Here is a 24,792-nt window from a genome sequence, read left to right on the forward strand (position 1 = left end):
CTTTATCGTACTCACTTGCGTTGACCATTTCTACATATCATCCAGCGGATACATCGGACGCATAATCAGCTTGAACGGTATCCGCTTTGTATCCTGCAAGGTTGCCCCATCCGTTAAGGACATGATACACAGCTTCCCTTTTTCCTTCATTTCCGGATGGATATACCCCTGCTTAACAACGATGACATCATAATCATCCCAGTCAATACCGCACGCATCAATCTGGTGCTTTTCCACAAATGAATGATTATTATCCGTAACAACAATCGTTATCGGCTTCCCCTTTACCGATACGCTAACCAGACCTCCATAATCGCCTTCTTCCCCATACATATGCGTTCCTTCCTGCCGGCCCTTTGCAAGTATGGTAACATCCAGCTTTACTGCTGCTGAACAGGTATCCATATCCATACCAAGGCGCAGATGAACCTGCTCCTGCACATCATGTTGTTCCAGCAGGTGATACGCTGCGGGATCGTTGATTGCGGCAAACAAAAAGCGTTTTTTCAGATTTTCACAAGCCAGCACCTGTCGCAATATAAATGTGTTTGCCCCCATTGCCCCAGAGGTCACATTATCCCCGGAATCCGTGATAAACACCGGTTTATCCGGAAAATCAAGAGCTGTCTGCAATGCCTCCTGCGGCGATTTGGTAAGCCCTGTATAATGAAATTCATGACGCTTATCCCAGACATACTTCATCAGCCGATCTGCTGTTTCTTCTGCGTAAGCCTGAAAGGCCTGTGCACTTGGCACTACGACAATACCACAGCCTGCTTCCGGAGCATCATGACGCAAATACCCGACATGCCACGAACAGCTCAGTATCCGCTCATCCTTTTCCAGTTCATTCATAAACTGATTGATGGAACGAACCGGTTCATCCGCCGATACACTCTGTTCTCCTCCCAGAATCAACGGAAGCTTGCGGTATACAGGACGCATATTCATCCGATTTCGTATTTCCTGAACCAATGCACGGCATACAAATTGCACCGTTTCCGGAATATCGATATGCGGTGCTTCCCGAAAGCTGCGAAGTATGGTCGTGTTTTCCACATATTCCTTTGTCAGATTTCCATGCGGATCGCAAGAGATTGCTATCGGAAGATAGGGACCAATGATCCTGCGAATACAGTGCAGCAGGTGATGCTCACCGGAACCGATATCCTCTACAAAGCTAGCACCGTGCAGGTGAAGATAGATACCGTCCAAATCCTTTATATGTTCTTTTACAGCCTGTAGGATGCGCTGTTCGATATACGTAAAACAGGATTTTTTCATCACCCCACTGCATCCTGCATCCGCACAGATAACCGGAATGAGTTCGATATCCTCTGCCGCAAACACATCGCCAAGCTGCATGTGTCTTACTGCTTCCTTTCCATAAGACAACGCCACATTCTCCAAATCACATTTCATTGGTACATGGGCATTTGCCTCCAATACAAATTTAGCTGCTAAAATTTTCATCAGCTTCCTCCTCATAATATAATCCGTATCCATTCATTCCAACATTGCTTTCCATATCATCGATTGGAAACATAGGACGCATGATACGTTTAAACGGCAGTCGTGCCGTATCCTGAAGCGTTGCCCCTTCTGTCAGGGACATGACACAAAGCTTTCCCTTTGCTTTGAAATCCGGGAATATATATCCCTGCTTTACGACGATAACATCATACGCATCAACATCGATCCCCGCGCTGACAAACTGATGCAGCTCACAAACTGCCCAGCCGGTATCCGCAACCATAATATCGATAGAGGTTTGCTTCACATGAATATTGACACAGTGTCCAAAAACAGAGGTATGATCAAGCATCATAAAGCCGGTCAGCTTTCCACTGCTTTTCACAACAGCATCCAGCTCTACTGCTTGGCTCAGCGCATCGAAGCCTACGCCCAGGCGAATAGAAATTTCCTCCCCAACCTTACATTGGGATACGATCTGGTAGGCTGCTGGATCGCATATGGTCGCAAATAAAAATTTCTTTGTCGTTTTCGTACGCAGCACCTGACGCAGTATATACGTATTCCACCCGGTTGCCCCTGAAGTTACATTATCACCGGAATCCGTGATAAACACGGGCTTATCCTGAAAATCCAGTGCCATCTGCAATGCTTTGGAAGGTGAAGCAGTTAGGCCTGTATAATGAAATTCATGACGCTTTTCCCATACATAGGTAGCCAGACGATCTGCAGCATCCTGTGCATAAGGCATATCCTGCTCACGATAGGGAACAACAATGATACCGCAGCCTGCAACATCACAATCATGACGGATATACCCGACATGCCAGGAACAGCTTAAAATACGATCGTCCTGTTCCAGTTCATCCATATACCGGTTGATCGATAGCACCGGCTCATCTGCTGATACACTTTGTTCTCCGCCCAGAATCATAGGCAGCTTACGATATACCGCATGAATATTACGCCGGTTTTTCAAAAGCTCACATAGCATTTCCGCTACCTTCTCCATCGTTTCATGTGCATCCGTATGCGGGGATTCGCGATAGCTTCGCAGGATGGTAGCCGACTCTGCATATTCTTTACATAAGTTACCATGCGGATCACATACAATCGCAATCGGCAAATACGGTCCGACAAGTTTACGCAGCTCTTTTAAAATATAGTGATCTCCGGAGCCCAGCTCCTCCACCTCACTGGCACCATGCAGCATTAGGAAAATACCGTCGATTTCATGCAAATTCTTTTTTAGCGTATCGATAAAAGCATGCGCAATATAAGTAAATGCTTCTTTCTCAACAACACCGGAAGCTCCGGCATTTGCATATATACTGGGAATCAGCGTGACATCGTTTCTTTCAAAAACATCACGAATTCCCATTTTCTGAATACAATCCTCTCCAAATCCAATATCATACTGCTTTAACGTACAAGTAGTAGGGATATTTGCATTGGATTCTGTGACAAACTCACCAACGAATACCTTCATGTTCTTACCTCCGTGTTCTTCGTTCCTTTACTTATTACATTTGAAAGAAAGACTTCAACAAATACAGTTTCGTCAAAGTCTTTTCTTACATTATTCTTTCACAGTATCTGTTTTTTTAAGAATATAGCTGGTTGCCACAAAGGATACGATAATAGCAATCGCCGCTACTACAAAATATAGGATGATATTCCCCGTAGAACCATCAGCCGGCAGGAAATAGAAGAAGGATAACAGACCCGGACATCCGCCGACAACATAATTTTGAAGACCGAAGATTCCAGCAACAAGACCGGAGCAAACCGCACCGATTGCAGTACCAATCAGACATTTCGGCCGCATGATCAGGGAACCATAGAAGGCAGGCTCCGTAACACCGCACAATGCTGTGATACCAAAGGATGAAATCATACCCTTTTTCGCTTTGTCTTTTAGATGGAACGCAACTGCAAGTGCACTGCCACCAATACATAAATTGGATACAAGACCCATAACCATATTAAAGGGATCATAGCCGATTTCCGCAATGGACTGCGCCATGATCGGCGTAAATGCCTTGTCCAGCCCAAGCATAACCATATATGGATATAAGGCAGAAAGAATAGGCATTGCGATCCAGCCGGCAACACTCATGACTGCCTGAATAGCAGCACCGACGCTGTTGCTTAACACGGTACCAATCGGTCCTAAAACAATCAAGGTGATAGGAACAACGATGATCATTGTCAGAATTGGTTTTAAGAAATACACGAACATTTCCGGTATGACACGCTTCAGGAATTTATCAACGAAATACATGACAGCCACACCCAGAATGATCGGGAACACACTGCCTGCATAGGTTACGGTTGGTACACTGAGTCCAAGGAAATCAAGCCCCTTCGCATCACTGCATACAAACAGGACAGCTCCTAAAAAGCCACCCATGATCGGTTCCATACGCAATGATTTCGCAAAGGAATACCCAATCCAGATTGGGAAGAAGGAGAAGCCGGCCGTGAAGATATTCAGAAGCAGTGTCGCAGTTCCGCCATCCGCACTCATACCGAAGTAGTTTACCAGCAGGTTTTTCACTGCCAGAATCAAACCGCCGGTAATCATAGCCGGAATGATCGGCATAAAGATTGCCGCACACTTGTTTCCAAAAACATTTAAATAATACATGAAGTTCTTTTCCTGATCATCATCGGATGAATCATTTCCCATCGTCTGATGCTCGTCCGTTACCTTGAAGCCGGAAACATCCAGAAATTCATTATATGCATCATTGACTTCCGGACCGATAATAATCTGTACCTGTCCGGCTTTTTCAACAAGCCCAACAACACGGTCCACCGTTTTCAGGGCTTCCACATCAACCTTGCTTTTGCTCTTATAATGAATTCTCAATCTCGTCGCACAATGCTCAACGAATGTAATATTTTCAATTCCGCCAACATTCGTCAATACACCTTTGGCCATTTCTGTATATTTTGCCATATTTTTTTCCTCCTGTAATGAAAATAAATTTTCTAAGAGGTTTGGCCGGATCTACCGTCACCATCCAATGCTGCCTGCCATCTACCTAGTATAGATATGGTATAGCTGAGCTACCCTTCTCTATATCCCTTTCTCACTGATTTTCTATCAGAACCTGAAGCATACATACCGTCGCAGAAAGTACCATTCGTCCCCAAGCTTTACGCAACATCATACAGGTACATATCGCATATAGCGATCCCTTTTGAAACCAGTGAAACAAGAGAAAGCTGACGATGCCGTACCGGTATTTCAAAAACTCTCCGCAGGCTTTTTTGGTATGCTATTCAGGACTCCACCTTTTTCTAAACGCTGTCCTTCGTTAATTTATTCAAATGAATCAGAAAGTATAATTTTTCCTCATCATTGACAAAGTATTCATACTTCTTTTCCAGCATCTCTGCGATTTGATTCACACAGGCATATTGCTGTATGCTCTGTTCCTTCATCATCTGAAAGATTGCCTGATTTGCCGTTGAGTGATGCACACCGGCTTCCGCATTGACAATGCGCTGCACAAAGAAGCGGCAATGAATGAGGAACCGGTCAAAATCATAATTATCCTGTACATCGACATGAAAGCTTTGCAATACGATCGTACTGATGCTTTCCAGGATAGATGTAATGGTATATATTTCCATCATATTGGAGGTAAGCTCGGCATTGACGATATGCAGCGTTATAAAATTTGCTTCACTGTCGTCAATGTGAAGATGAAATGCATTGCGCAGCATTTCGATTGCATGTAAAGCGAGCTTATACTCCTCTCTGTATAATGATTTCACATTTAACAGCATCGTCATGTCGAAATCGATCCCCATGCGTATGCGCTCTATGGTATTCGCTATATGATCGGTGAGTGTTACATAAATACCGTCATTCAGTGCTTTCGTGCTGTTCTCCTTGAAATACGCAATGATTTCCTCAGAAACCAGAATATAATCGATCGGTGTATCCTGAATCATTTTTTCAAATTTATGCTTCGCTTCCCCCTTCAGCTCGAATTTCTTCTCCGCTTTATCCGCCTGAATTTCATCCCCTTTTTTCAGTCCGAATACAATGCCCTTTCCTACCAGGATGACCTCATCCCCAACCTCGTTTTTGACCATGGCAATGTTATTGTTATAAATTTTCTTGATTTGCATAAGAGCACCCGCTTACACTATCTCAAACAAAGGCTCCCCCACTTTGATTTCCCCATTTGTTTTCATTTGTTCAACCCTTTTATTTGTTACAATTATCGGTACAATAACATCCATGTTTTTATTTCTTATCAGATTCCAGTCTACGATGGTGAGCAAATCTCCCTGCTGAACATGATCTCCAACCTTTGCTTTCGTCTGAAACGGTACTCCATGCAGCTGTACGGTATCGATACCGATATGGATCAGGATATCGGTTCCCAAATCCGTCTGAATGCCGATCGCATGCTGTGTTTCATAAATCATGGTTACCGTTCCCGCTACCGGACTCATCAATTCATTCTCATCCGGTATCACCGCGATACCGTCTCCCAGCATTTTTTCCGAGAACATCTCATCGTGTACATTCTCCAGCCTGGTAGCTCTGCCGTTCACCGGACTACATAATACTTCCATTTTCTTTCCCTCCTGTTTATTATCCAAATTTCTGTTTCTCTTTGCGAATGAAGCTTTTTAAGTCAACCCTTTTTCTTTTCGCTCATCCAGCTTCTCTTGCACTTTTATAAGATAACACAAAAAAGCAAGACGTTATCATACCAAAAATTGGATTTACTGATAGGTCTTGCTTCCTAAAATCTAGTTAAGAATTACAATCCAGTCATTTCTTTATCCGCACCTACAGTATAGCATCCTGTTGAAAGCGTTGTCAATACCATATATCTGTATATTTTTCACATTTTTTTATGCTTGGAATTTATCATACCATATGCTCCCATCTCCCGTTTTCATCCATTTAAACGCATATGCAGATAAATCATCACTGTATGCAGACCACATTTTTATCGCAAAGTTATGCTGTATGGTATAGGATGCATACTTCTCACATACACTATTCCATCCGACATACAAATAGGAGGCTGCTTATGATATCATCACTGGAACAGGAATTCGCACTGCATATGCCAAACGTAGACAAGCCCTGGTTTGAGGGCTGGTATGTTCGTGTGCATACGAAAGACATCAGCTTTGCAATAATCTTCGGACTGCAAATCAGCCGCGATAAAAAAAGTGCATTCATTCAGTTTCTTGACACACATACCAACAAGAGCCGCTATGTGGAATATCCATGGAAGGCTGTAGCGATACAAAAGCATCCGTTTCTTCTCAAAATCAGAGGAAACCGTCTGACGATGACTTCCATAACGCTACGACTGCCGAATCTGCAGGCAAACCTGCTGCACAGCTCCTTAACACCGTTGCACACCTCCCGGTATGCGCCGACGATTATGGGTCCATTCTCTTATATGCCGATGGAGTGCGTGCATTCTATCATCTCCTTGCACCACACTGTCAGCGGAACACTTTGGCTAGGGAAGACCTGCATTGCAATTCATGGCAGTGGGTATATGGAGAAAGACCGCGGCACCTCGTTTCCCTCCTCCTATGTCTGGTTTCAGTCAAACAACTGTGAGGATCCAGCATCCTGCTTTTTCTTTTCTCTTGCACATATTCCATTTCTTACCGGCTCCTTTCAGGGCTGTATCTGCGTCTTGATGATTCACGGAAAACAGCTATGCTTTGCGACCTATCTGGGGTGTCGAGTCATAGAGGACAGGAAAAGCCAGCAAATCGTGCTGAAGCAATATCCTCTCGAGTTGCGTATACGCTTGTCTGGTGAAAAGGGAAGCACCCTTGCTTCTCCAAAACAGGGAGCCATGCAGGGAAGGATTCAGGAAACCTTGCAGGGAGAGGCCTTTTTGACTCTTTTATGTAGAGGCAAACTAATCAAAAGCTGGCATTTTACACAGGGAGGACTGGAACGTGCAGGCATTGCCTGCTGATGATTGGAAAATTTACAATCCATGCCTGTATTTCTTCTGTGTATAGGATAGAAAGCAAGGTGGAAGCGGCGGTATTCCTATAAAAAAAGCTGCGGTTATTGCCGGTTACCACAGCCCTTCCATATTCACGCAAATGCTTCCAACCTGCGCACCAAACGTTTGTTTTCTTCTTCCTCCATGCTGCACATACCGATGTGTACGGCAGGCTTTGTCTTCCCATGGAAGTCACTTCCGCAGGTCATATACAGCCCATTGCTCTTTGCCAGATCATAATAGAATTGCGTCTGCTGTTCACTATGATAGGAGCTGAATACCTCAAATCCGTCAATTCCAAGCTTCAGTAAATCCTGGATGCGATCCAGCTGCTCTGCGGCATTCATACCCGGATGTGCAACGATTGCCAATGCTTTTTGCTGGTGGAGCAGTTCGACAACAGCATGGACGCTTGGATAGACGATTTCCACATAGGCCGGTTTCCCCGGTGCGCATAGATCCCAATAGAAATTCACAAAAGGATTATCACTGCGCTCTCCCCCCGGATAATATGGCTGCAGAAGCGGGTTTTTCTTTTCCACATCATACTCCATAGCAGCCTCACCGATTGCCTCTCCCGTAGTGATACCGCCGGGGCTTAATTCCTGAATACGCTTTTCATCAAAGGAGATACCCAATTCCCGCACAAGCTTACGGCGTCGCTTGCTTGCTTCACGTTCCTGAGAAGCCACATGCTCCTCAATTTCATCAAATACAGGATTATGAACATCAATTCCGTATCCTAAAATATGATAGCCGACGCCCTGTGATACGGCATCTATTTCAATAGCAGGGATACAGGTGATACCATATTCCTGCTGGTGGCGAAGTGCAATCCGACTTCCTCTCACACTGTTATGATCGGCAATGGCCATCATATCCAGACCGGCAGCTTTGCACATTTTCAATAATTCTGTCGGTTCATACTGCCCGTCGTCGCTATATTTGGAATGCATATGCAAATCAAGTTTTTTCATAATGAAGTACCTCTTTCTTTCCGTATTATCTGATCAAAAAGCTCTCTCGCAGCTATTTCTCTGACGCCCAGTGAGAAATCCTCGTGAATACTGCTACGTAAGATCATCGTTGGAGGCGTCAGCACCTTCCACTCCGTCTTTACGATAGTAATGAGCCTTTTTAGCAATGCCTCATCCATTGCGTCACAATAAATCAGAAGCGCTTGCGGATCGTACATACAGGCGATGCTTTGTATAAGCAAATCCATGTTATGCAGCTGCTGCTCATCACTGATATTCTGTTCCCGCCAATTAACGCCCAGTGGCAGCTGATCAAGCTCGCCTACCATGTGGTTCGCGCCGCGATAAATATCCCCGCGGATATAGAGTGCCGAACCCGGTGGATACTTTTTTGGAAAATACAGACCCGCCGTACATTCCTGACGTATATGCTGTCGCTGACAGTAGCCGAATAAAGCCGCATTGATATCGTTTTCTATAAGCACAGGCACCTGATAGGTGCTGCGTAGTTTTGCGAATAGCTCCTGTGATTGGAGGATTGCATAATCCATAACCTTCAGCTTCCCCTGATGCTCCGTACCGGGAATACCGAAGACCATAACCGAAATTGTCGGATACTGTTTCATCCACCTTGAAATGGCATCCTCCAGCAAATTGATATTCATGTCTGCTAACTCATAAGCATCGGATGCTACCATATTTTGAAATAAGTCCTGAACCTCCAGAAATAACCGCTCTCTTCCCTCCTGAACATACATATACGCTGTTAAGGCCATTTTATAGCGGGCGTTGTACTGATACTGCAGGGCGGGTCGTCCTCCACCGGATGGAAGCATCTGCTTTTGTATTACTTCGCCGGTTTCCAAAAGCTCATGGATTAAAGAATTGACAGTCACAACGCTTAAACCACTCAGCTTTGCCAGCTGCGGTTTTGTCGCACTGCGCTGCTTGAGAAATACGTTTCGTAAAACAGATAGATTCTCCTGTTTCATCTGTATGGGATTCCAAGCCAATAGATCACCGCCTCTTTTTAAAGATTCTTTATTAAGTTATCTATATCGTACAGGAAGCTGCATAAAATGTCAACTACGTGCCGTATAAATATACGGAATTTAATTTGAATATGAAGATTCATTATTGAAAATACAAAAGCTCTTTGTATTTGATATAAATTAGTGTCTGATGCAAAAGCATGATAAAATATGCGAAGTGAAAAGATGAAATCCGCAGACTATGAAACTGCTGAAGCAGGTATCGCCTGTCCTATGGTATCTGTACAATAGTTTAAACCCGCGGCACTCGTTTAGCTCTACAGATAAAAAGAAGTTTCTTTGTGGATTGTGATTATTTCATAAACACAATCGTCTCGAAACTTCTTTTCATTATCTTATTCTCTGCTCATGGAAACACGTTTTCCACAATGTGCCAAGGCGATATAAACACAGTTCTCCAAACCGATACCATATTTTTTCTTTTTCATCTGTTCCATACCCGCTTCAGCTAATGCTTCCAGATTCACATTCTCATCCTTCGTGTATTTCAATTCAAACAGCATAGATGGCAGAGCATTGTTTTTACTGTTGAGCAAAATATCAAAACGTCCTTCTCCGCTTTCCCTGTTACTGACGATTTCATAATCGTTTCGCAGCCACATACACATACCTAAAAGCAGTGAGTGGTATGAATTTTCATTTCTTAAATCATAATAGCTGACAGACTCCAGCAGCATTTTCTGATAATTCTTCAAAAATTCATCCCAGTTCTGTGTTTTTAGTGCCTGAAACATTTTTGCCACCGTGGTTTCATCCACATTCAGAAAAAACACCGTCAGTGATTGAAATTCTCTTGCGACCTCATTATTAGGAATCCGTAAGGAGTACATGTCCTCAAGTACATCCAAAGTCTTATGTACAGTTAAGTATCCCGCATTGACAAAGAGTCCCCACAAGCTGGATGTATTTTTCAATTCATAAAAGGAAGTTTCAAAATTCACCAATGTTTCTACTGTACCGGTTTTGATAAGTTTCTCATAATCATCCTTAAAATCCTGTTCACAGCTTTGCATTGCTTCTTTAATCATTGTATTGGAACTGGTATTGATCCAGTAAGGAGCCAATACCTTCTTGCATACATAGTTCACAATTGACCATGGATTATAGACGTCGATGCCTCCAATGTTATATCCATCATACATTTCCTTTACATCAGCTGTATACTCCATCCCGTTATCAACAAGCATCTTCTTAACTTCATTCTCTGTAAATCCAAAATAGCTTGCATAATCAGCATCCTTCACTGTGCATACAAATATATTATTCAAATCACTAAAAATGTTCTCCTTCGCAACACGCTGTATCCCGGTAATCATGGCATATTCCAAATCATCGCTGGATTTCAGTGAGGTATGAAGCAAAGCAGCAAACGCCCCGCGTACATCTTCATAAAAACCTCCGGTATGAGCTTCTATAAAAGGTGTGTCATATTCGTCTATAAAAAGCATGACCCGTTTTCCATAGTATTGATGACACCTTGTCATAAGAAAACTGATGGCGCGATCAACGGTCTCCAGATTTCCATCATCCAAATTTGACAGTCCCTTCAAAATAGAATCAAATTGGGGCTTTTCAAAGATACTCAAATTTTCCAATGTAAAGGAGTATTGATCATACACCTTAAGCAGTTGTTCTTTCACGCATGCAACAATCCGTTTTTTACTATCCTTTGCATCTGCAAATGAAAGAAATATTGTCGGGTAGCTGTTCATATGTTCTGCGTACTTTGTTTTCATAATGGCAGTATCTGCAAAAATTACTTTTGAATTCTTTGTGATATCGAAGAATTCTGCAAGCATACTCATATTGAGTGTTTTACCGAATCTGCGGGGCCGTGTAACCAACGTGGCTTTTGCCATCCGCTCAAGAAATTCCTGAATTAGAAGACTTTTATCAACTACATAATAATTTTTTTCTTTCAATTCTCTGTAATTCTTGATTCCTAACGGAATTCCTTTTTTCATGATATCACTCACTTTCTCTTCTTATTATATCGCATTTCTAAGTTTATAGAAACCTGCGAATGAAGAAATATAGAATACTGATTTCGCAATGCAACATTTATCGTGATAGGTTGTTCTTTGTTCCCTATGCAAATCCATGCAAGCTGTAGCCGGTTCCCTTATGGTTCTTTCTCGATTGCAGGTAAACTTGAAATAGGGAGACTTCAATACTATTGTAGTTATCAATAGAAGTTGAAGTCTCCCTTTTACAAACACCCTAAAGCAAGAAAGAACCTCCCTTATAAATGGCTGCTTTTCCTTAGCATTTTCATTATTATCAGCTACAATTTTCTGTCCTGAATTTGTATGGCATTTTATATTATATGTTTATCATTTAAACCTATGGATGTAACAGGCTTTTTATGAATTGTGTAACAGGTGTATCCTTTGCATTTCTGAAAAACTGCTCCTGAAATTGTGGATAATCAAGAAGCTGTTTCAGCAATTCCTGATCTGTTCTCTGCAATGCTTCCAGCAATGCATACTGGGCAGGCAGCTTTGTTTCCTTCATCATACGTGCTCTGCTACGTTTTTCACCTTCTGCATAGCATTGCGGATAGCCGCTGCCGAATTCCTGTGCAAACAATTTTTCAAACACATACTGCAGATTGATTTCCGCGCCCCATCCAAAATACTGGGAAAATGGCAGAGATACCGCATTTCCGGCATTCACCTGAGTAAACAAATACGCATCCAGTGGTGTATTGACATAGCCGCAAACAACATCAGCGAACGCATTACAGGAAATCATAGCTCCTTGCCCTGTTCCACAGCCTGTCACGACAAAGTCTACAGCGTGACTGTGCAATAGAACCGCTGCAAGAATCCCTATCTGCGTAAAATTGATCTGATGAGTATCCTGCTCCGTATACATACCGTAATTGAATACCGTATGTCCTTTTTTCTCTGCTTCCTGCTTCAGAATATCAAATATCATGGCATTCTTATCTGCCTGTGAATCTTCGTTTATCAACGCTATTTTCATATAACCTCCTAAAACATCGAAATGGCAGCACCAAGGATACCAAACAGGATGATACCAGCCAGAATATAGGTTACCTTAATATCCTTTTTCAGGAAATAGAAGATCAGTCCGGTAAAGCATAGTGGTAGAAGATTAGGCATAACGCCGTTAATGGTGTCCAGAACTTTCACATCGTCGTAGGCTACCGTCAGGGGAACACTGACATTGGTTGCGACCATTCCACCGATAACCATCAATCCCAGAATACCGGCTCCCTTGAAAATTTTATCCATGATGCCGGATTCCTCTACCTTATTCAGAAAGCTGGTACCCAGCTCATACCCCTTGAACATCAGGAAATAACGGGATGCAAAATTCGGAATATTGAAGATAAGCAGATAGATGATTGGTCCCAGAATATTCCCCTTCAATGCCAGCGAGCAGCCCAGGCTTGCGGCGATCACACGCAGTGTTCCAAGAAAGATTGAATCACCGATTGCCGAAAGCGGCCCCATTAGTCCTACCTTAACAGCATTGATGGATTCGGTATCAAAATCCCTATCATTCGCATTCTGTTCTTCCATCGCCGCAGTTATCCCAAATAGCACCGTACAGATAAATGGGGTGATATTGTTAAATTCCAGATGACGAGCCAATGCTGCTTTCATTTGTTCCTCATCATCCTTATAAAGCTTGCGCAATACCGGCATAAGAGAAAATGCCCATCCCAGATTTAACTGTCTTTCATAATTAAATGATGAATTATACGCGATAGAACGAACAAACACCTGCTTTAAATCTTTTTTTGTCAGCTTCTTCTCTATAGAATTAGAATTCATTATCATCCATACCTCCCATCTCCATATTGTTTTTCTTACGATCATTCATAATAACCAGCAGAGCAATCAAAATCGCGATACATGCAATTCCAAGCACAGGAATCTGCAGATAGCTGGCAATCAGAAAGCCGATAAAGAAATATGGAGCCAGCTCCTTACTGATAATCATTTTCACTAGCATGGCAAAGCCAAGGGCAGGCAGCATACCACTTGCAGCTGACAATCCCTTCATAATGAATGCCGGTATCTGATCAAGCACTGCCTGAACTGCAGGACCTCCGACATAGAAACAAATTCCGACTACAATTGCCATCGGCACACAGTATGCCAAAGTTGACCATACATGCATGGCAGCTACCTTGGAGTCATTCCCCTGTAATGCATAGCGGTCTGCACGGTGTACAAAGAATCCTCTTACAAACGTATAAATAACCTGTTTTATCAGCAAGGCGAAGGTTGCAATCGGAAGGGAAAGTGCAACTGCCCCCTCGATACCGGAGCCTGTGGTTATTGCAAATGCCGTACCCAGGATTCCACCGGTGTAAATATCGGGTGGAAATGCTCCTCCGATTGTCAATGTCCCCATGTAGACCAGTTCCAGACTGGCCCCCACCATCAGTCCCTGCTGCACATCATTCAATGCGATACCAACCAGTACGCCGGTACAAAGCGGACGGTCATATTGTGAATATCCAAGAGCATCTCCCATATAGGCAAGAAAAGCTATCAGTGCTATCAATGCTGCTTGTATCATACTTTATTCCTCTCTTTCATTTAAAGTCGCTTAACGGGATCGCTGGGAACCATACGAAGCTCTACATCAATATTCTTATCGATCAGCTCCCGAAGCATCATTTCCTCTTCATCTGTAAAATTGATATTATGATTGGAGGGATGCGGATGTGTATGCTCTCCTGCTTTCAGACCTCCAATGTTGACGTTATGGATGCGGTCCACCTCACTGGCAAGACGATAGGCATCCGCTACATTATCCACAACAATAAACAGATTGTATTTATCTGCTTTCCCGCTGTTTAATGCCGCAATGGATTCCTCGATGCCTTTTACAATCAGCTTACAGCTGGATGGCTTGGCAAGGCGAAGCGTTGTTCTGCGCAGATCATTGGTTACACAATCATCATTCGCGATCAATATGCAGTTGACCCCGAGATACCCGGTCCAGGAAAAGGCTACCTGTCCATGCAGAAGTCTGTGATCAACACGAAGCATTTTTATCATATGTTCATCCTCCTAAAAATCGTTTTCTTCCTGCAGGTGTAAAGTATCTCCACTGCAGAATACTATATAATCACTGTTATGCTCTACGATTTTCTGAATCGTATCTGATTTTAATTCATCCGGATACAGTGCTAATTCCAGCAGCAGACTGAGATTTAATCCGGAGACCAGATAAAACGGATATGCCTCTGTAAAACGCATGAATTCGTTATTCACACTGCCTCCCAGCAAATCTGTGATAACCAGAAGCGGCTGCTTTTCATAATCATGATCAGCTACCAGCTGCTGTATGCGTGCGCTATAGTCAACGCTACGATCAATATAAGCACAAAGCGGTTCTACATGGTCCTGCTCTCCCGCAATCATTTTAAGACTATCCATAATACCTTCTGCAAATCTTCCATGACTTGCGATAATAATTTTTGTTTTCATTTAGAAATCCCCCTCTTGCGTTCCATGCAGCTTGTCTTCCTTAATATAATCATATAAATAGGATATTTCGCTCATAGATAGCTCTACGCCATAATGGCTGCATACCTTTGTGAAGCTTCTTCTTACTATCTCTATGAACTTTCTGTTTTCTTTCTCAAATTGCTGTAAACCCTCGTGATTGGTAATCGGTTCCTTTGTTACCAGACGTTCAATCATACAGCATAGATGAATATACAATCCGGCTAGCGTATTTCCATAGAAGCGGCGGTCCAGCTGCAGCTGCATTTGATTGACAGCACCCTCTACAAACTCCAGCAGCTTTTTTGCATCCAGAATTGATAAGGTATCCAATGCATTGCCAAGTGAAAAATTATGGATTAGATTTCTCGTAAATGTATCTATATCCTCTATCGTCAGATACTTATTGAGCAAGGTTCTCAGATAATCCAGCTGATTAGAGGTAATCAAATCCTCCAGTGATATAAACTGCTTCGGACAATCAATGCTGGAACAGATACCGGATACAAATAGAATATTATATTCCTTTGCAATTTCATTCATATAATCATCATTTCTAAAATCCAATAAATCGATAGAAAGCATTTCAATATCAATCGCCTTCGGCAATGAATCCGCAAATAATTCCCGCATACGATTCGCCATTTTGATTCCATTGTCCGATATGAAAATTATCAAGTCTTTTTTCTGCTTGTTTTCTACAAGTGTATAGGTACTTGTAGAATGCTCTGCCGCTTTCCTTAATAACGACTCCATATCAGCTCCCTGCAATATGGATTCTCCGATATCCAGAGCAAGTCTTGTTGATACATTGTTGATGATGCCGATGTTCTTATTGTCTATCATAGTCAGCTGTTCATCAATATGCTCCAGTGATCCCATGTCCACAAGCAAAAGGATATCATTTTTTATCGTATAACGATCGATATAGCGTTTCAGGCGATCCGCAATATCCGGCATAGAGGTATCCAAAGGCATATCAAAGGCTTCAAACAGATAGCTACCCAGCAGAGAATTTATGGCCTCGGCCATGCTGCTGGCAGTGGAATAGCCATGTGCGATAATAATGGACAGGTATTTATTCTGATGGGCATGCTCATGGTAAAAGCCAAGATGAATCATGAGTATAACTTTTTCCATATCATCAAACCCTAACTCCAGATTTGCAAGCAGTGCATAGCTCAGCTTCTCACTGATCAGATAGCCCTGAGGATACTGCTTTTCCAATAGACTCAGACATTTGCTGATATCATAGGCATGCTCCTGTTTCCATTCCTCAAGTATCCTGTTATGGGACTGCCTGCCATAAATACAAGCCGCAAACAACGGGCTGCAATGATATGGAATTGAAACGTTGTATGTTGTAAGAACGCGGTTCAAAATATTACGAATCGTATGCTCTAGTGCAAGAATCTGCTGATTTGTATATTTCTCGTTATATGCGATTGCACTGCAGTATTGTGTCAATACACCATTCAGCTCCTTGACATACGATAGCATTGAAGTCGATTCATCCTTTGGAACACGATTTAATATAGTTTCAAACAGCTCCAGCAGCTTTCTTGATTCTTCATTTCGTTTATAGGAGGAAATATCCACATACTCCACCTGTTCCTCCATATAATCCTGTTCACCTAAATCCATTAAAATGGAATCCGGGAGCTGATACATGCGAATATACAGCTGCTCAGTGGTTTCTTCCTCACTGTTTGCACGTGCACATACATCTTCCACCGTACGTTTTAATTCATCTATATTGCGTTTATAGGTTCTAGTCAGAAGTATATGAATCAGGTTTTTGCTGACAAACAGATATCTTCCCAGCTTCCATGACTGTAGCTTAAAGAAATGTATGATCAGTTCTTCCTTATCATCCTGATAGCGCTCATCCAGATTCGGCATCCGACAGATGATCGGGAAGCATTGAATCAGGTCATAATCCAGATACTTCTGATAATCCTCATCCAGTGAAAGGATGATTCTTGTACGAAGCGTGATTCGTATTCCCCCACGGATAAAGCCTCCATCCTCCAAAATACGCATGAGGAGCTGCTGATCATGCTTGCTCAGATTCTGTGCCTGTGTAAGATAGAGAATACCACCTTCGCATTGCTCCAGTAACCCTTTTTTGCCTTCTGTTCCCAACAGCTGTTCTGCCAGTTGCATCTCCTGTTCAAGGACCTTATATTTCTGCAGCAGTGCCTGTTCGGGAATAATCCCTGCATCCTGTCCATATTCAAACATCTTTTGACACATAAGCGACTTTCCACTGCCTTTTTCTCCATACAGAATCACAGGAAGACCATTTGGAGGATACTTTAATGCGGATTTCAGCTGATCAATCACAGTATGAAGAGAAGTGTCATACCCGATCATTTTCATAAAATTGCGCTTAATACATGTTTTTTTAGACAACGTATCCAGAAAATCCTCAACGCTGTAAAACATACTCTCTTTGAGTTGCACCTGAAATTGTTCCTCAATGTTTTTTCTGGAAAGGAAATACACAGGTCGTGTAGCGATTTTTACGAGAAGACCTTCCTTTACGAAGCCATTGAGATACTGACTTGCCAGAGATCGGCTGATATGAAGCTCACTGCTTAAAATATGAGCAGAAAATTCCTCGATATTCCTTAAATCCGGCTCCACTTTCTTTGAAAGAAGATGATCCAGAATTTCATTTTTTGTGCTGATTGTCATTTGCATTACTCCCTTCAATATCTGATACTGTTATCTAGATTATAAGAGAGATAAAAGCAGTGCACAACATTGTTGAAAATTTAAACACTAAAGCCTGATCTTTTCTTTATGCAAACACTTTTTTTCACTTCTCATCTGCCATATTTTTCCAAACCATCCAAAGCCTTGTTTACGATATCCGCACTGGTCAGGTGAAATTTCTCCTTCAGATATTCTCTCGTACCTACTTCACCAAATTGATCATCAACAGAAATATGCCGAAGCAGTGCAGATGTTTTCTGCTGTGCCATAATATCTGCTACCAGCTCCCCAATACCTCCATACCGGCTATGGTTCTCGATTGTGACAATAACCTTATGCGTCTGTATCACATTTTGAAGAACTGTCTCATCTACCGGCTTTATGAAGAACAGGTCAATCACACTTGTTGATATTCCTTTTTCCTCCAACTGCTTTGCACTTTCTAATGCATCATAGACACCGGCGCCAATGGCGATAAGTGCAACATCTGTACCTGTTTTTAAGATGTTAGCCTTTCCGAAGGTAAAGGAAGAGCCCTTTGCATAAATCGACGGTACTGGTTTTCTTGTACAGCGGTTATAAACAATCCCGCCATGCTGCTCATACCATTTTAGAACCCAGGAGAATGCAACACTGTCTGCCGGCGCTACAACATGAACTGACGGAATTGCACGCATAATAGCAATGTCCTCAAAGGTGGTATGTGTTGCCCCATTATACAACGACCAGTAACCAGGATCTGATGCATAAATATGAAGATCCTGCTTGGCAAATGCGGCAGAGATACATACCTGATCCGCAACTCGTCTGGATACAAAGGGCGCAAAGGAATGGACAAAGGGGCGTATACCGATGCGTGACATCGCTGCAGCAGCTGCTACCATATTTGCTTCACAGATGCCGAAATTAACGGTATGCTTTGGATACTTATCATACAGATATCCGGCGCCCGAAGACCCTGCGAGATCCGCATCACAAACCATAACCGGCCTGCCATCCAAGATCATCTGTTCCAATGTTTGCCCATATACTTTTCTAACTTCACTGATTTCATGATCCTCTGCCAGCTTCCAGCTCATGTGTTCAGCTCCTTTCCTGTAAGATTGATATAATCCTGAAGCGCCTGCTTATCTGCTTCATTAAATGTCACATGGTGTGGATTCTCCTGCTGTTCAAAATAAGGAATACCGGCACCCTTGACCGTGTTTAATAAGAGTGCGCTAGCCTGTTCCTTTCTTTTTATGCAGTTAGATATCTCCCGATCAACCGCCTCCACTGCGTTTCCATCTACTTCACACACATGGAAACCGATACTTTGAAACAATGCAGGAAAATCAAAATCACAGCTGACCTTACGTAGTAAGCCATCTACCTGCTTCTTATTACAATCAACCATAACAATACAGTTGTTTAATCGTTTATTAGCGATGAATTGCAACGCTTCAAACACCTCACCCTCATTGCATTCGCCATCCCCTACCATACAAAACACATACCCTTCTCTCTTCATTGTCTTTAACGCATAAGCAATTCCTGCTGCCTGAGAGATTCCCTGTCCAAGGGAGCCGGTTGTTACCTGAACACCGGGTGTTTTCATGCGATCCGGATGAGAAGGAAGCAAGGTACCGTTTTCATTCAAGGTGTGAACATGCTTTTGATCCAGTCTGCCTGTCAGCATCAGTACCGCATAATAAGCAGGTCCCGCATGTCCCTTGGATAAAACAAACCAGTCCTCTTCCTTCATGTAATTTCCAAACAGAACCGCCAATGCATCACTCATGGAAAGGGCACCACCGATATGACCATCACCCCGATGAAGAACCATATCGCAGGTTACCCTTCGTATTTTGTTCGCAAAAGCTTTTAACTCATACGTATTCATTCAACCTTTCCCGCCTTTCTGTAAATCGCTTTAATATCCTGTAATGACAGCTTCTTCAGTTGTCCAATACTGTCAGAGCGAAGAAGACAGTTCTGTGCCATGGTCTGTATGATTGCTTCATCGATACACACGTTCAAATCTGTTATACGGACAGGCATTCCCACTCTTTTGAAAAAGGATACAAGCGCCTGGATACCAAGCAGCCCACAGCGATCATCATTTACTTCTTCTATTCCCATGACTTGACGGGCAAAGGAAGCAAATCGTTTTGGATGATATGGCCGGACATAGGCAGCCCAGCTCCCCCATAAGGCACACAAGCCTGCTCCATGGACAACATTAAATAATCCGCTGAGCTCATGCTCCATACGATGGCAGGCCCAATCTTCTTTTCTGCCTGTCCCCAGCAAACCGTTATGGCATAAAGAGCCCGCCCACATCAGATTGGCTCTTGCCTCATAATTCTCTGGATTTTTTATGCTTTTTTCGATACTGGATATTACTACACGCATAAGACCTTCACACATGCTGTCGATCAATTCTGTGTTCTCAGTAGGAGAGAAATAACGCTCCATTGCATGCATGAGGATATCGCAGGCTCCGCTTACCATTTGATAATATGGCAATGTGAATGTCAGTGTAGGATCCAAAATGGCAAATACGGGATAGAGATGTTCATCATCACAGGCTCTTTTCAAATTCCCATCATCAATGGTAATCACCATAGAACAGCTGGACTCACTACCGGAACCGGCAATTGTTGATATTACGCCTACATCAAGCGCCCGCTTTATTTTCTCATCTCCTAACAGGATATCCTGAAGTCTTACAGATGGTGCTGCCAAGCATACCGCTACTGCCTTTGCTGTATCTATAACAGACCCGCCACCAAGCGCCAGAACCACATCCACAATATCATCCTTTACGTTTCTGACGATTTGCTCGACCTGTGACAGCTTAGGATTGGGACGTATCCCCCCCTGTACAAAGCAGGAAATGGAACAGGCCTTCAACTGCGTTGTTATTTGCTCTAATGTACCGTTTTCCTTCCAGTGTGATCCCCCGTACAATACCAACGCAGAACGATATCCACGCGTTAACAGTTGATCTTTTAATGCATGCAGACGATTCCTGCCAAAGATGATTTCTGTTGGATTTTTGTAAATAAAATTTTCCATAGCATACCTCTAGCGATATTTATCGGCTTGTCCGATACACCCAAACAACTGCATTTTGTGAGTGATTACCCTTTTCGCCTCCCGCTTGCCAGTTACAAATACATCAGGTGTCCAAAAAGCATCTGTTTCTATAAGCATCTCTTTTGTTCCCTGAAAAAATGCTTTACGAACATCACTTGCAATATTGACCTTGCAGATTCCATGGCGACATGCTTCTGCAATTTCCTCATCGCGGTTTGCAGAGCCTCCGTGTAAAACTAGAGGACGTGTATTTAATTTTTCAATAGCCTCGAGAATATCCAGACGAAGCTTCGGTACAAATCCTTTTGGATAGATTCCGTGTGCAGTACCTATCGCTACAGCAAGCGTATCAGCATTCGTTCTGGTCAAAAAGTCGGTAACCTCCTCCGGTCTGGTATACGTTACCTGCTCTACGCCTCCCTCAACGCTGTCTGATAACGCGCCAATCGTTCCAATTTCCCCTTCTACTGACACATCGACACCATGTGCAAGCTCAACAACTGTCTTTGTGAGTTTTACATTGTCCTCATACGCTAATAGTGAGCCGTCAATCATTACAGAGGTAAAGCCGCAGCGTATCGCACGTATACAATCCTGTATGGTCTTTCCATGGTCCAGATGCAGGACACAGGGAACACTGCTGTTTTGCATCCGTTGTACGGCATAGGCGAAGAAATCCGTTCCCACATATGAAAATTCAGGTGGTGCAAGCTCAACAATCACCGGTGCATGTTGCTCTTCTGCGCATTCCATAACAGTTGAAAACAGAAGACTGTCGCATACATTAAATGCTCCTACTGCAAAATGATGCTTTCTCGCTGTTTGCAGCAAGCTCTCCATATTCATCAGCATTTTTCATCTCTCCTTTCTGATGACCCCATCATAACGAGGATAGAAAGCAGCGTCAGAATTGTTGAAGATTTTTTTTATATTTCAATACATTTCTACCTTAATCCATTGCTTTACCACTTCTTTCCGATTTTTTTAACATATCCGAAATTCCTTCGTATTCGGACTAAGCTAGTGGGGAGTATACTGAAAAAAATTTAGAATACTGATAATTTAATATCTGATGCTCCCAAATGCGGCAGGAATAAAAAAGACACTGTGATTACAATCAGGCGCTTTCTTACGTTAGGGTAGTTGTAAAAAAAAGATTTCATTTCTATTGAAGAATACAATAGATTTTGAAATCTTCTTTTATGCCCAAAATCGAGTAAGAACCTACAATCACACTGTCCTCTTATTACGCTACCTCACATATGTGCCAGCAGTTAACAAAAACTAACAGCAACTAGCTTACTTAAACAGCTGAAGGTACAAGGATCTATAGATTGCAGCTTCTATATGCTTCTATCAAATTGTCCTCGTATACCAATCAAAAGTTTCTTTCAGAAAGCTCCAAATCTACCATCAGCTTTTACATGATGAAGACTGATTCAAAAATCCTGTACCATGTGGCTAAGGCAAATGCATACTCTGCAATGACATCCAAAGCCGTTTGTAATTTCACAAGCTACTCTTCATTTCGATAGGATGCCAGAAAGACATCCATGTCCCCTTTAAATTCCAGCATGCCCAAGCCTTCCGGAACAAGCAGAGTCTCACCTTTTCTGATATGTACCCCCTGTATAGTTCCTTCCCCCTCTACACAGGTATAAAATGCAAAACGCGGATGTGAAAAGCTTCCCACCTTCTCAACCTGAAGGCGCATAAGTGTATACAGTCCCGGTTCATCCCAGTATCTAGTCACATGAATGCCACGCTCCAAAGAAGCCGGATACCGTACAAACTCAGTTGAGGTGTCCGGCATATTTACATTTTCATATACCTGCTCTGGCTGAATTTCACGTTTCCTTCCAGTGGAGGGATCGATGCGGTCATAGTCGTATAACCGAAGAGTGCAATCTGCATTTCTTGAAATATTATAGGTTAATACGCCGCTACCGATCGCATGCAGGGTTCCTGCCGGAATGTCGATGAATGCATCCTTTACCGCCTTTAGATATTTTAACAGGCCATCCCATTCCTGTTGCTCTGTTTTTTCCCTGAATTCTTCTATCGTCTTCGCCTTGTGGCCAAACTGGATTTTACCATCCTCTGTGGTATCGAGAATAACCCAGGCCTCCGGTTTACCGCGTCCGCCGTTATATGCTCTGGCAAACGCATCATCCGGATGCAGTTGTACGGAGAGATCCGCTATAGGATCCAGAATATTGACGCGCACCGGCAGTTCTTCTGTATCACAGTTGAACCAGTCCGGATACTGCTTGTATAATTCAGAAAGCGTCATATCCATTTCCGGTACTGCACAATCCGCATGTCCCTTTAATGCGACTACATTATAAACCTCTCCCAGTGGCTGTACATCCGTATGATAATTGAATTCTTTTTCCAGACGCTCTCCGCCTCCCCACATACGTGGTTCATAAAACGGCAGAATTTTGACGATTTTTTTCATTTTCATCCTCCTGTGCCATCCAGATTGGCACGATTTTCTCATACTGCTTAAAAGCTTTTGCGGACAGAGAACCATCTGTGATGATACCGTCAATATCTTCCCATAAGCACATGGTATGAAATCCTGACTCCTGAAATTTATCATGATCCGCCAGTACATAGACGCGCTCACTTTGGCGCACCATGGCCTTTTTTGCCTCCAGCTCCTGATAGGAGTGCGTGGTTGGGCCTTTTCTGTCCAGAATCCCGCTTGTCCCTAAAAAGCAGATATCCGCATGAACCGATTCGATTGCCTGTACACACCAGCTGCCGGTCAACGAACGGTTTTTCTCCCGTTTTTTTCCACCAGTGAGAAATACGTTGTGGCGTCCGGCATCCAGACTATCCCATGCGAGCAGTGAGTTCGTCACAATATCAAGTGGGCGATAATCATTCAGAAGCTTTGCCAGCTCATGCACCGTTGTACCAGCATCCAGAAAAACGACTTTGGCATCCTCCAAAAAACCAAGTGCACAGCGGGCGATTTTCTGCTTTTGGGTACCATGCTCCATACGGATGGGAAGACTCTGTTCAATATCCTGCTGCGAAAGAGATGCCCCGCCATATTCCTTGCGGGCAATGCCGATGTCCTGCAAATATGTCAGATCCTTCCGAATTGTCTCCATGCTTACCTGATATTGCTCCGCCAAAAGCTGGGCTTTCACATAGCCCTGTAACAGCAGTGTTCTAATGATATCATTACGCCGCTCAAAGGTTGGTAGCTTCACGTGTTGTTCTCCTTCCTAATGACAGTATACGAAATTTACACCATCTACACAAATTGCGATTCCTTGCGATTTTCTTTTATTGTACCATAAAAGTTGTGTTAATCTGCGATTTTACATATAAATGAAAATATCAACCATCAACCACTGAGTACATATATCTAGAAATAGAAACCGCAGCCTGTGATTTCAAATACAGGAAATCAAGAAGGCATGTTATGATAACGCAGATCATACGATTTTACTGCTGGATCATACGAAAATCGGAAAAACCTTTCAGTATCTGGAGCTATCCATGGCACAGCTTTCCGTCATCATCTATGATGGCCCTGTCTCCCAGCAGCTGCAAAAGCAATGCGAGCGGCATCATGTACGGCTCATCTGTAATCAGGAGGACTTACTTTCCTATCGGTTAATGCTGCAGGGTAATCCATAGGCATCCTTCTTCCTTTCTCTGATACTTCCCATCTAGCGATTGTGATCAGCATCCCTTTCCCGGACGCTGCCTTCCTGTCATTTGCAATCAACCATCCTTGCCTGTTTCCTTCATAAAGAGCAGTATGACGCCTTCTCTACTCGCTGAAGATCTTGTTATGCATGAGTTTTTCTATATGAAAGCTGTAATAGGGGTAGAGGAATAAATTCAAGATTTATTGCCCCTCCCATTGAACCGTACGTACGGGTCTCGTATACGGCTCTACATTTATATCGAAATCACAAACTCTTAAGATAATAATTAAGGGGATTGA

22 protein-coding genes are annotated in these 24,792 nt (G+C 42.9%); 2 read left to right on the forward strand and 20 right to left on the reverse strand.

All coding sequences use genetic code 11. From position 1 onward, the window contains the following. Positions 1-30: 30 nt before the first annotated feature. From NE665_RS06820 to NE665_RS06840, 5 genes are all read right to left on the reverse strand, one after another. On the reverse strand, positions 31-1,473 hold the full coding sequence (locus NE665_RS06820; protein ID WP_117444338.1) for a M81 family metallopeptidase: 1,443 nt from the start codon (positions 1,471-1,473) through the stop codon (positions 31-33). Beyond that, positions 1,454-2,962, reverse strand: coding sequence for a M81 family metallopeptidase (locus tag NE665_RS06825; RefSeq protein ID WP_238134976.1), 1,509 nt, complete (start codon positions 2,960-2,962; stop codon positions 1,454-1,456). The genes NE665_RS06820 and NE665_RS06825 overlap by 20 nt, the downstream gene beginning before the upstream one ends. Before the next feature lie 90 nt (positions 2,963-3,052). After that, complete coding sequence (locus NE665_RS06830) at positions 3,053-4,438, reverse strand: PTS transporter subunit EIIC (RefSeq protein ID WP_117444337.1); 1,386 nt, start codon at positions 4,436-4,438, stop codon at positions 3,053-3,055. A 344-nt stretch (positions 4,439-4,782) separates the two neighbouring features. Next, positions 4,783-5,622 carry a PRD domain-containing protein gene (locus tag NE665_RS06835; protein WP_178760285.1) on the reverse strand — a complete coding sequence of 280 codons (840 nt, stop codon included), beginning with the start codon at positions 5,620-5,622 and terminating at the stop codon, positions 4,783-4,785. Between the two features lie 12 nt (positions 5,623-5,634). Then, positions 5,635-6,075, reverse strand: a complete 441-nt coding sequence (locus NE665_RS06840; RefSeq protein WP_117444335.1) for a PTS glucose transporter subunit IIA — start codon at positions 6,073-6,075, stop codon at positions 5,635-5,637. Positions 6,076-6,542: 467 nt separating this feature from the next. Here NE665_RS06840 and NE665_RS06845 point away from each other — a divergent pair, with 467 nt between their 5' ends. Then, positions 6,543-7,460 (forward strand): hypothetical protein, encoded by a 918-nt coding sequence (locus NE665_RS06845; protein ID WP_117444334.1) that lies wholly within the window; start codon positions 6,543-6,545, stop codon positions 7,458-7,460. A gap of 125 nt (positions 7,461-7,585) precedes the next feature. Here the strand turns inward: NE665_RS06845 and NE665_RS06850 are convergent, their stop codons facing one another. The 15 genes from NE665_RS06850 to NE665_RS06920 form a co-directional block, all read right to left on the reverse strand. After that, positions 7,586-8,470, reverse strand: coding sequence for a PHP domain-containing protein (locus NE665_RS06850; RefSeq protein WP_117444333.1), 885 nt, complete (start codon positions 8,468-8,470; stop codon positions 7,586-7,588). Next, the gene (locus NE665_RS06855; protein WP_117444332.1) at positions 8,467-9,483 is read right to left on the reverse strand and encodes an ROK family protein; all 1,017 of its coding nucleotides are present in this window, start codon (positions 9,481-9,483) and stop codon (positions 8,467-8,469) included. Before NE665_RS06855 ends, NE665_RS06850 begins: the two co-directional genes overlap by 4 nt. A 374-nt stretch (positions 9,484-9,857) precedes the next feature. Beyond that, entirely contained in the window at positions 9,858-11,486 is a 1,629-nt protein-coding gene (locus NE665_RS06860; protein WP_117444331.1) for an AAA family ATPase, read from the reverse strand. A gap of 379 nt (positions 11,487-11,865) precedes the next feature. Then, positions 11,866-12,510 (reverse strand): RpiB/LacA/LacB family sugar-phosphate isomerase, encoded by a 645-nt coding sequence (locus NE665_RS06865; RefSeq protein ID WP_117444329.1) that lies wholly within the window; start codon positions 12,508-12,510, stop codon positions 11,866-11,868. A gap of 8 nt (positions 12,511-12,518) precedes the next feature. Further along, the gene (locus NE665_RS06870) at positions 12,519-13,334 is read right to left on the reverse strand and encodes a PTS system mannose/fructose/sorbose family transporter subunit IID (RefSeq protein WP_117444328.1); all 816 of its coding nucleotides are present in this window, start codon (positions 13,332-13,334) and stop codon (positions 12,519-12,521) included. Next, positions 13,318-14,082 carry a PTS sugar transporter subunit IIC gene (locus NE665_RS06875; RefSeq protein ID WP_117444327.1) on the reverse strand — a complete coding sequence of 255 codons (765 nt, stop codon included), beginning with the start codon at positions 14,080-14,082 and terminating at the stop codon, positions 13,318-13,320. Before NE665_RS06875 ends, NE665_RS06870 begins: the two co-directional genes overlap by 17 nt. Positions 14,083-14,102: 20 nt before the next feature. Next, positions 14,103-14,567 carry a PTS sugar transporter subunit IIB gene (locus tag NE665_RS06880; protein WP_117444326.1) on the reverse strand — a complete coding sequence of 155 codons (465 nt, stop codon included), beginning with the start codon at positions 14,565-14,567 and terminating at the stop codon, positions 14,103-14,105. Positions 14,568-14,579: 12 nt separating this feature from the next. Continuing rightward, positions 14,580-14,999 carry a PTS fructose transporter subunit IIA gene (locus tag NE665_RS06885; protein ID WP_117444325.1) on the reverse strand — a complete coding sequence of 140 codons (420 nt, stop codon included), beginning with the start codon at positions 14,997-14,999 and terminating at the stop codon, positions 14,580-14,582. Next, a complete protein-coding gene (locus NE665_RS06890) occupies positions 15,000-17,717 on the reverse strand; it encodes a PRD domain-containing protein (protein ID WP_117444324.1) in 2,718 nt (905 codons plus the stop codon). A 131-nt stretch (positions 17,718-17,848) separates the two neighbouring features. Continuing rightward, a complete protein-coding gene (locus NE665_RS06895; protein WP_117444323.1) occupies positions 17,849-18,817 on the reverse strand; it encodes a transketolase C-terminal domain-containing protein in 969 nt (322 codons plus the stop codon). After that, positions 18,814-19,620 (reverse strand): 1-deoxy-D-xylulose-5-phosphate synthase N-terminal domain-containing protein, encoded by an 807-nt coding sequence (locus tag NE665_RS06900; RefSeq protein WP_117444322.1) that lies wholly within the window; start codon positions 19,618-19,620, stop codon positions 18,814-18,816. The genes NE665_RS06895 and NE665_RS06900 overlap by 4 nt, the downstream gene beginning before the upstream one ends. Then, positions 19,617-20,798 (reverse strand): iron-containing alcohol dehydrogenase, encoded by a 1,182-nt coding sequence (locus NE665_RS06905; protein ID WP_117444321.1) that lies wholly within the window; start codon positions 20,796-20,798, stop codon positions 19,617-19,619. The genes NE665_RS06900 and NE665_RS06905 overlap by 4 nt, the downstream gene beginning before the upstream one ends. Positions 20,799-20,807: 9 nt before the next feature. Continuing rightward, entirely contained in the window at positions 20,808-21,671 is an 864-nt protein-coding gene (locus tag NE665_RS06910) for a ketose-bisphosphate aldolase (RefSeq protein WP_117444320.1), read from the reverse strand. A gap of 664 nt (positions 21,672-22,335) precedes the next feature. Then, entirely contained in the window at positions 22,336-23,280 is a 945-nt protein-coding gene (locus tag NE665_RS06915; RefSeq protein WP_117444319.1) for a class I mannose-6-phosphate isomerase, read from the reverse strand. Further along, positions 23,246-24,046, reverse strand: coding sequence for a DeoR/GlpR family DNA-binding transcription regulator (locus NE665_RS06920; RefSeq protein ID WP_117444318.1), 801 nt, complete (start codon positions 24,044-24,046; stop codon positions 23,246-23,248). The genes NE665_RS06915 and NE665_RS06920 overlap by 35 nt, the downstream gene beginning before the upstream one ends. 292 nt (positions 24,047-24,338) lie before the next feature. Here NE665_RS06920 and NE665_RS06925 point away from each other — a divergent pair, with 292 nt between their 5' ends. Continuing rightward, positions 24,339-24,479, forward strand: a complete 141-nt coding sequence (locus NE665_RS06925; protein WP_178760287.1) for a hypothetical protein — start codon at positions 24,339-24,341, stop codon at positions 24,477-24,479. Positions 24,480-24,792: the final 313 nt, after the last annotated feature.

The sequence above is a fragment of the Clostridium sp. DFI.1.208 genome, assembly GCF_024463855.1.
Taxonomy (GTDB): domain Bacteria; phylum Bacillota_I; class Bacilli_A; order Erysipelotrichales; family Erysipelotrichaceae; genus Clostridium_AQ.

Coding starts and splice junctions, on each gene's coding strand:
- NE665_RS06820 (WP_117444338.1), bottom strand. CDS start 1,473: ATGAAAATTTTAGCAGCTAAATTTGTATTGGAGGCAAATGCCCATGTA.
- NE665_RS06825 (WP_238134976.1), bottom strand. CDS start 2,962: ATGAAGGTATTCGTTGGTGAGTTTGTCACAGAATCCAATGCAAATATC.
- NE665_RS06830 (WP_117444337.1), bottom strand. CDS start 4,438: ATGGCAAAATATACAGAAATGGCCAAAGGTGTATTGACGAATGTTGGC.
- NE665_RS06835 (WP_178760285.1), bottom strand. CDS start 5,622: ATGCAAATCAAGAAAATTTATAACAATAACATTGCCATGGTCAAAAAC.
- NE665_RS06840 (WP_117444335.1), bottom strand. CDS start 6,075: ATGGAAGTATTATGTAGTCCGGTGAACGGCAGAGCTACCAGGCTGGAG.
- NE665_RS06845 (WP_117444334.1), top strand. CDS start 6,543: ATGATATCATCACTGGAACAGGAATTCGCACTGCATATGCCAAACGTA.
- NE665_RS06850 (WP_117444333.1), bottom strand. CDS start 8,470: ATGAAAAAACTTGATTTGCATATGCATTCCAAATATAGCGACGACGGG.
- NE665_RS06860 (WP_117444331.1), bottom strand. CDS start 11,486: ATGAAAAAAGGAATTCCGTTAGGAATCAAGAATTACAGAGAATTGAAA.
- NE665_RS06865 (WP_117444329.1), bottom strand. CDS start 12,510: ATGAAAATAGCGTTGATAAACGAAGATTCACAGGCAGATAAGAATGCC.
- NE665_RS06870 (WP_117444328.1), bottom strand. CDS start 13,334: ATGATAATGAATTCTAATTCTATAGAGAAGAAGCTGACAAAAAAAGAT.
- NE665_RS06875 (WP_117444327.1), bottom strand. CDS start 14,082: ATGATACAAGCAGCATTGATAGCACTGATAGCTTTTCTTGCCTATATG.
- NE665_RS06880 (WP_117444326.1), bottom strand. CDS start 14,567: ATGATAAAAATGCTTCGTGTTGATCACAGACTTCTGCATGGACAGGTA.
- NE665_RS06885 (WP_117444325.1), bottom strand. CDS start 14,999: ATGAAAACAAAAATTATTATCGCAAGTCATGGAAGATTTGCAGAAGGT.
- NE665_RS06890 (WP_117444324.1), bottom strand. CDS start 17,717: ATGACAATCAGCACAAAAAATGAAATTCTGGATCATCTTCTTTCAAAG.
- NE665_RS06895 (WP_117444323.1), bottom strand. CDS start 18,817: ATGAGCTGGAAGCTGGCAGAGGATCATGAAATCAGTGAAGTTAGAAAA.
- NE665_RS06900 (WP_117444322.1), bottom strand. CDS start 19,620: ATGAATACGTATGAGTTAAAAGCTTTTGCGAACAAAATACGAAGGGTA.
- NE665_RS06905 (WP_117444321.1), bottom strand. CDS start 20,798: ATGGAAAATTTTATTTACAAAAATCCAACAGAAATCATCTTTGGCAGG.
- NE665_RS06910 (WP_117444320.1), bottom strand. CDS start 21,671: ATGCTGATGAATATGGAGAGCTTGCTGCAAACAGCGAGAAAGCATCAT.
- NE665_RS06915 (WP_117444319.1), bottom strand. CDS start 23,280: ATGAAAAAAATCGTCAAAATTCTGCCGTTTTATGAACCACGTATGTGG.
- NE665_RS06925 (WP_178760287.1), top strand. CDS start 24,339: ATGGCACAGCTTTCCGTCATCATCTATGATGGCCCTGTCTCCCAGCAG.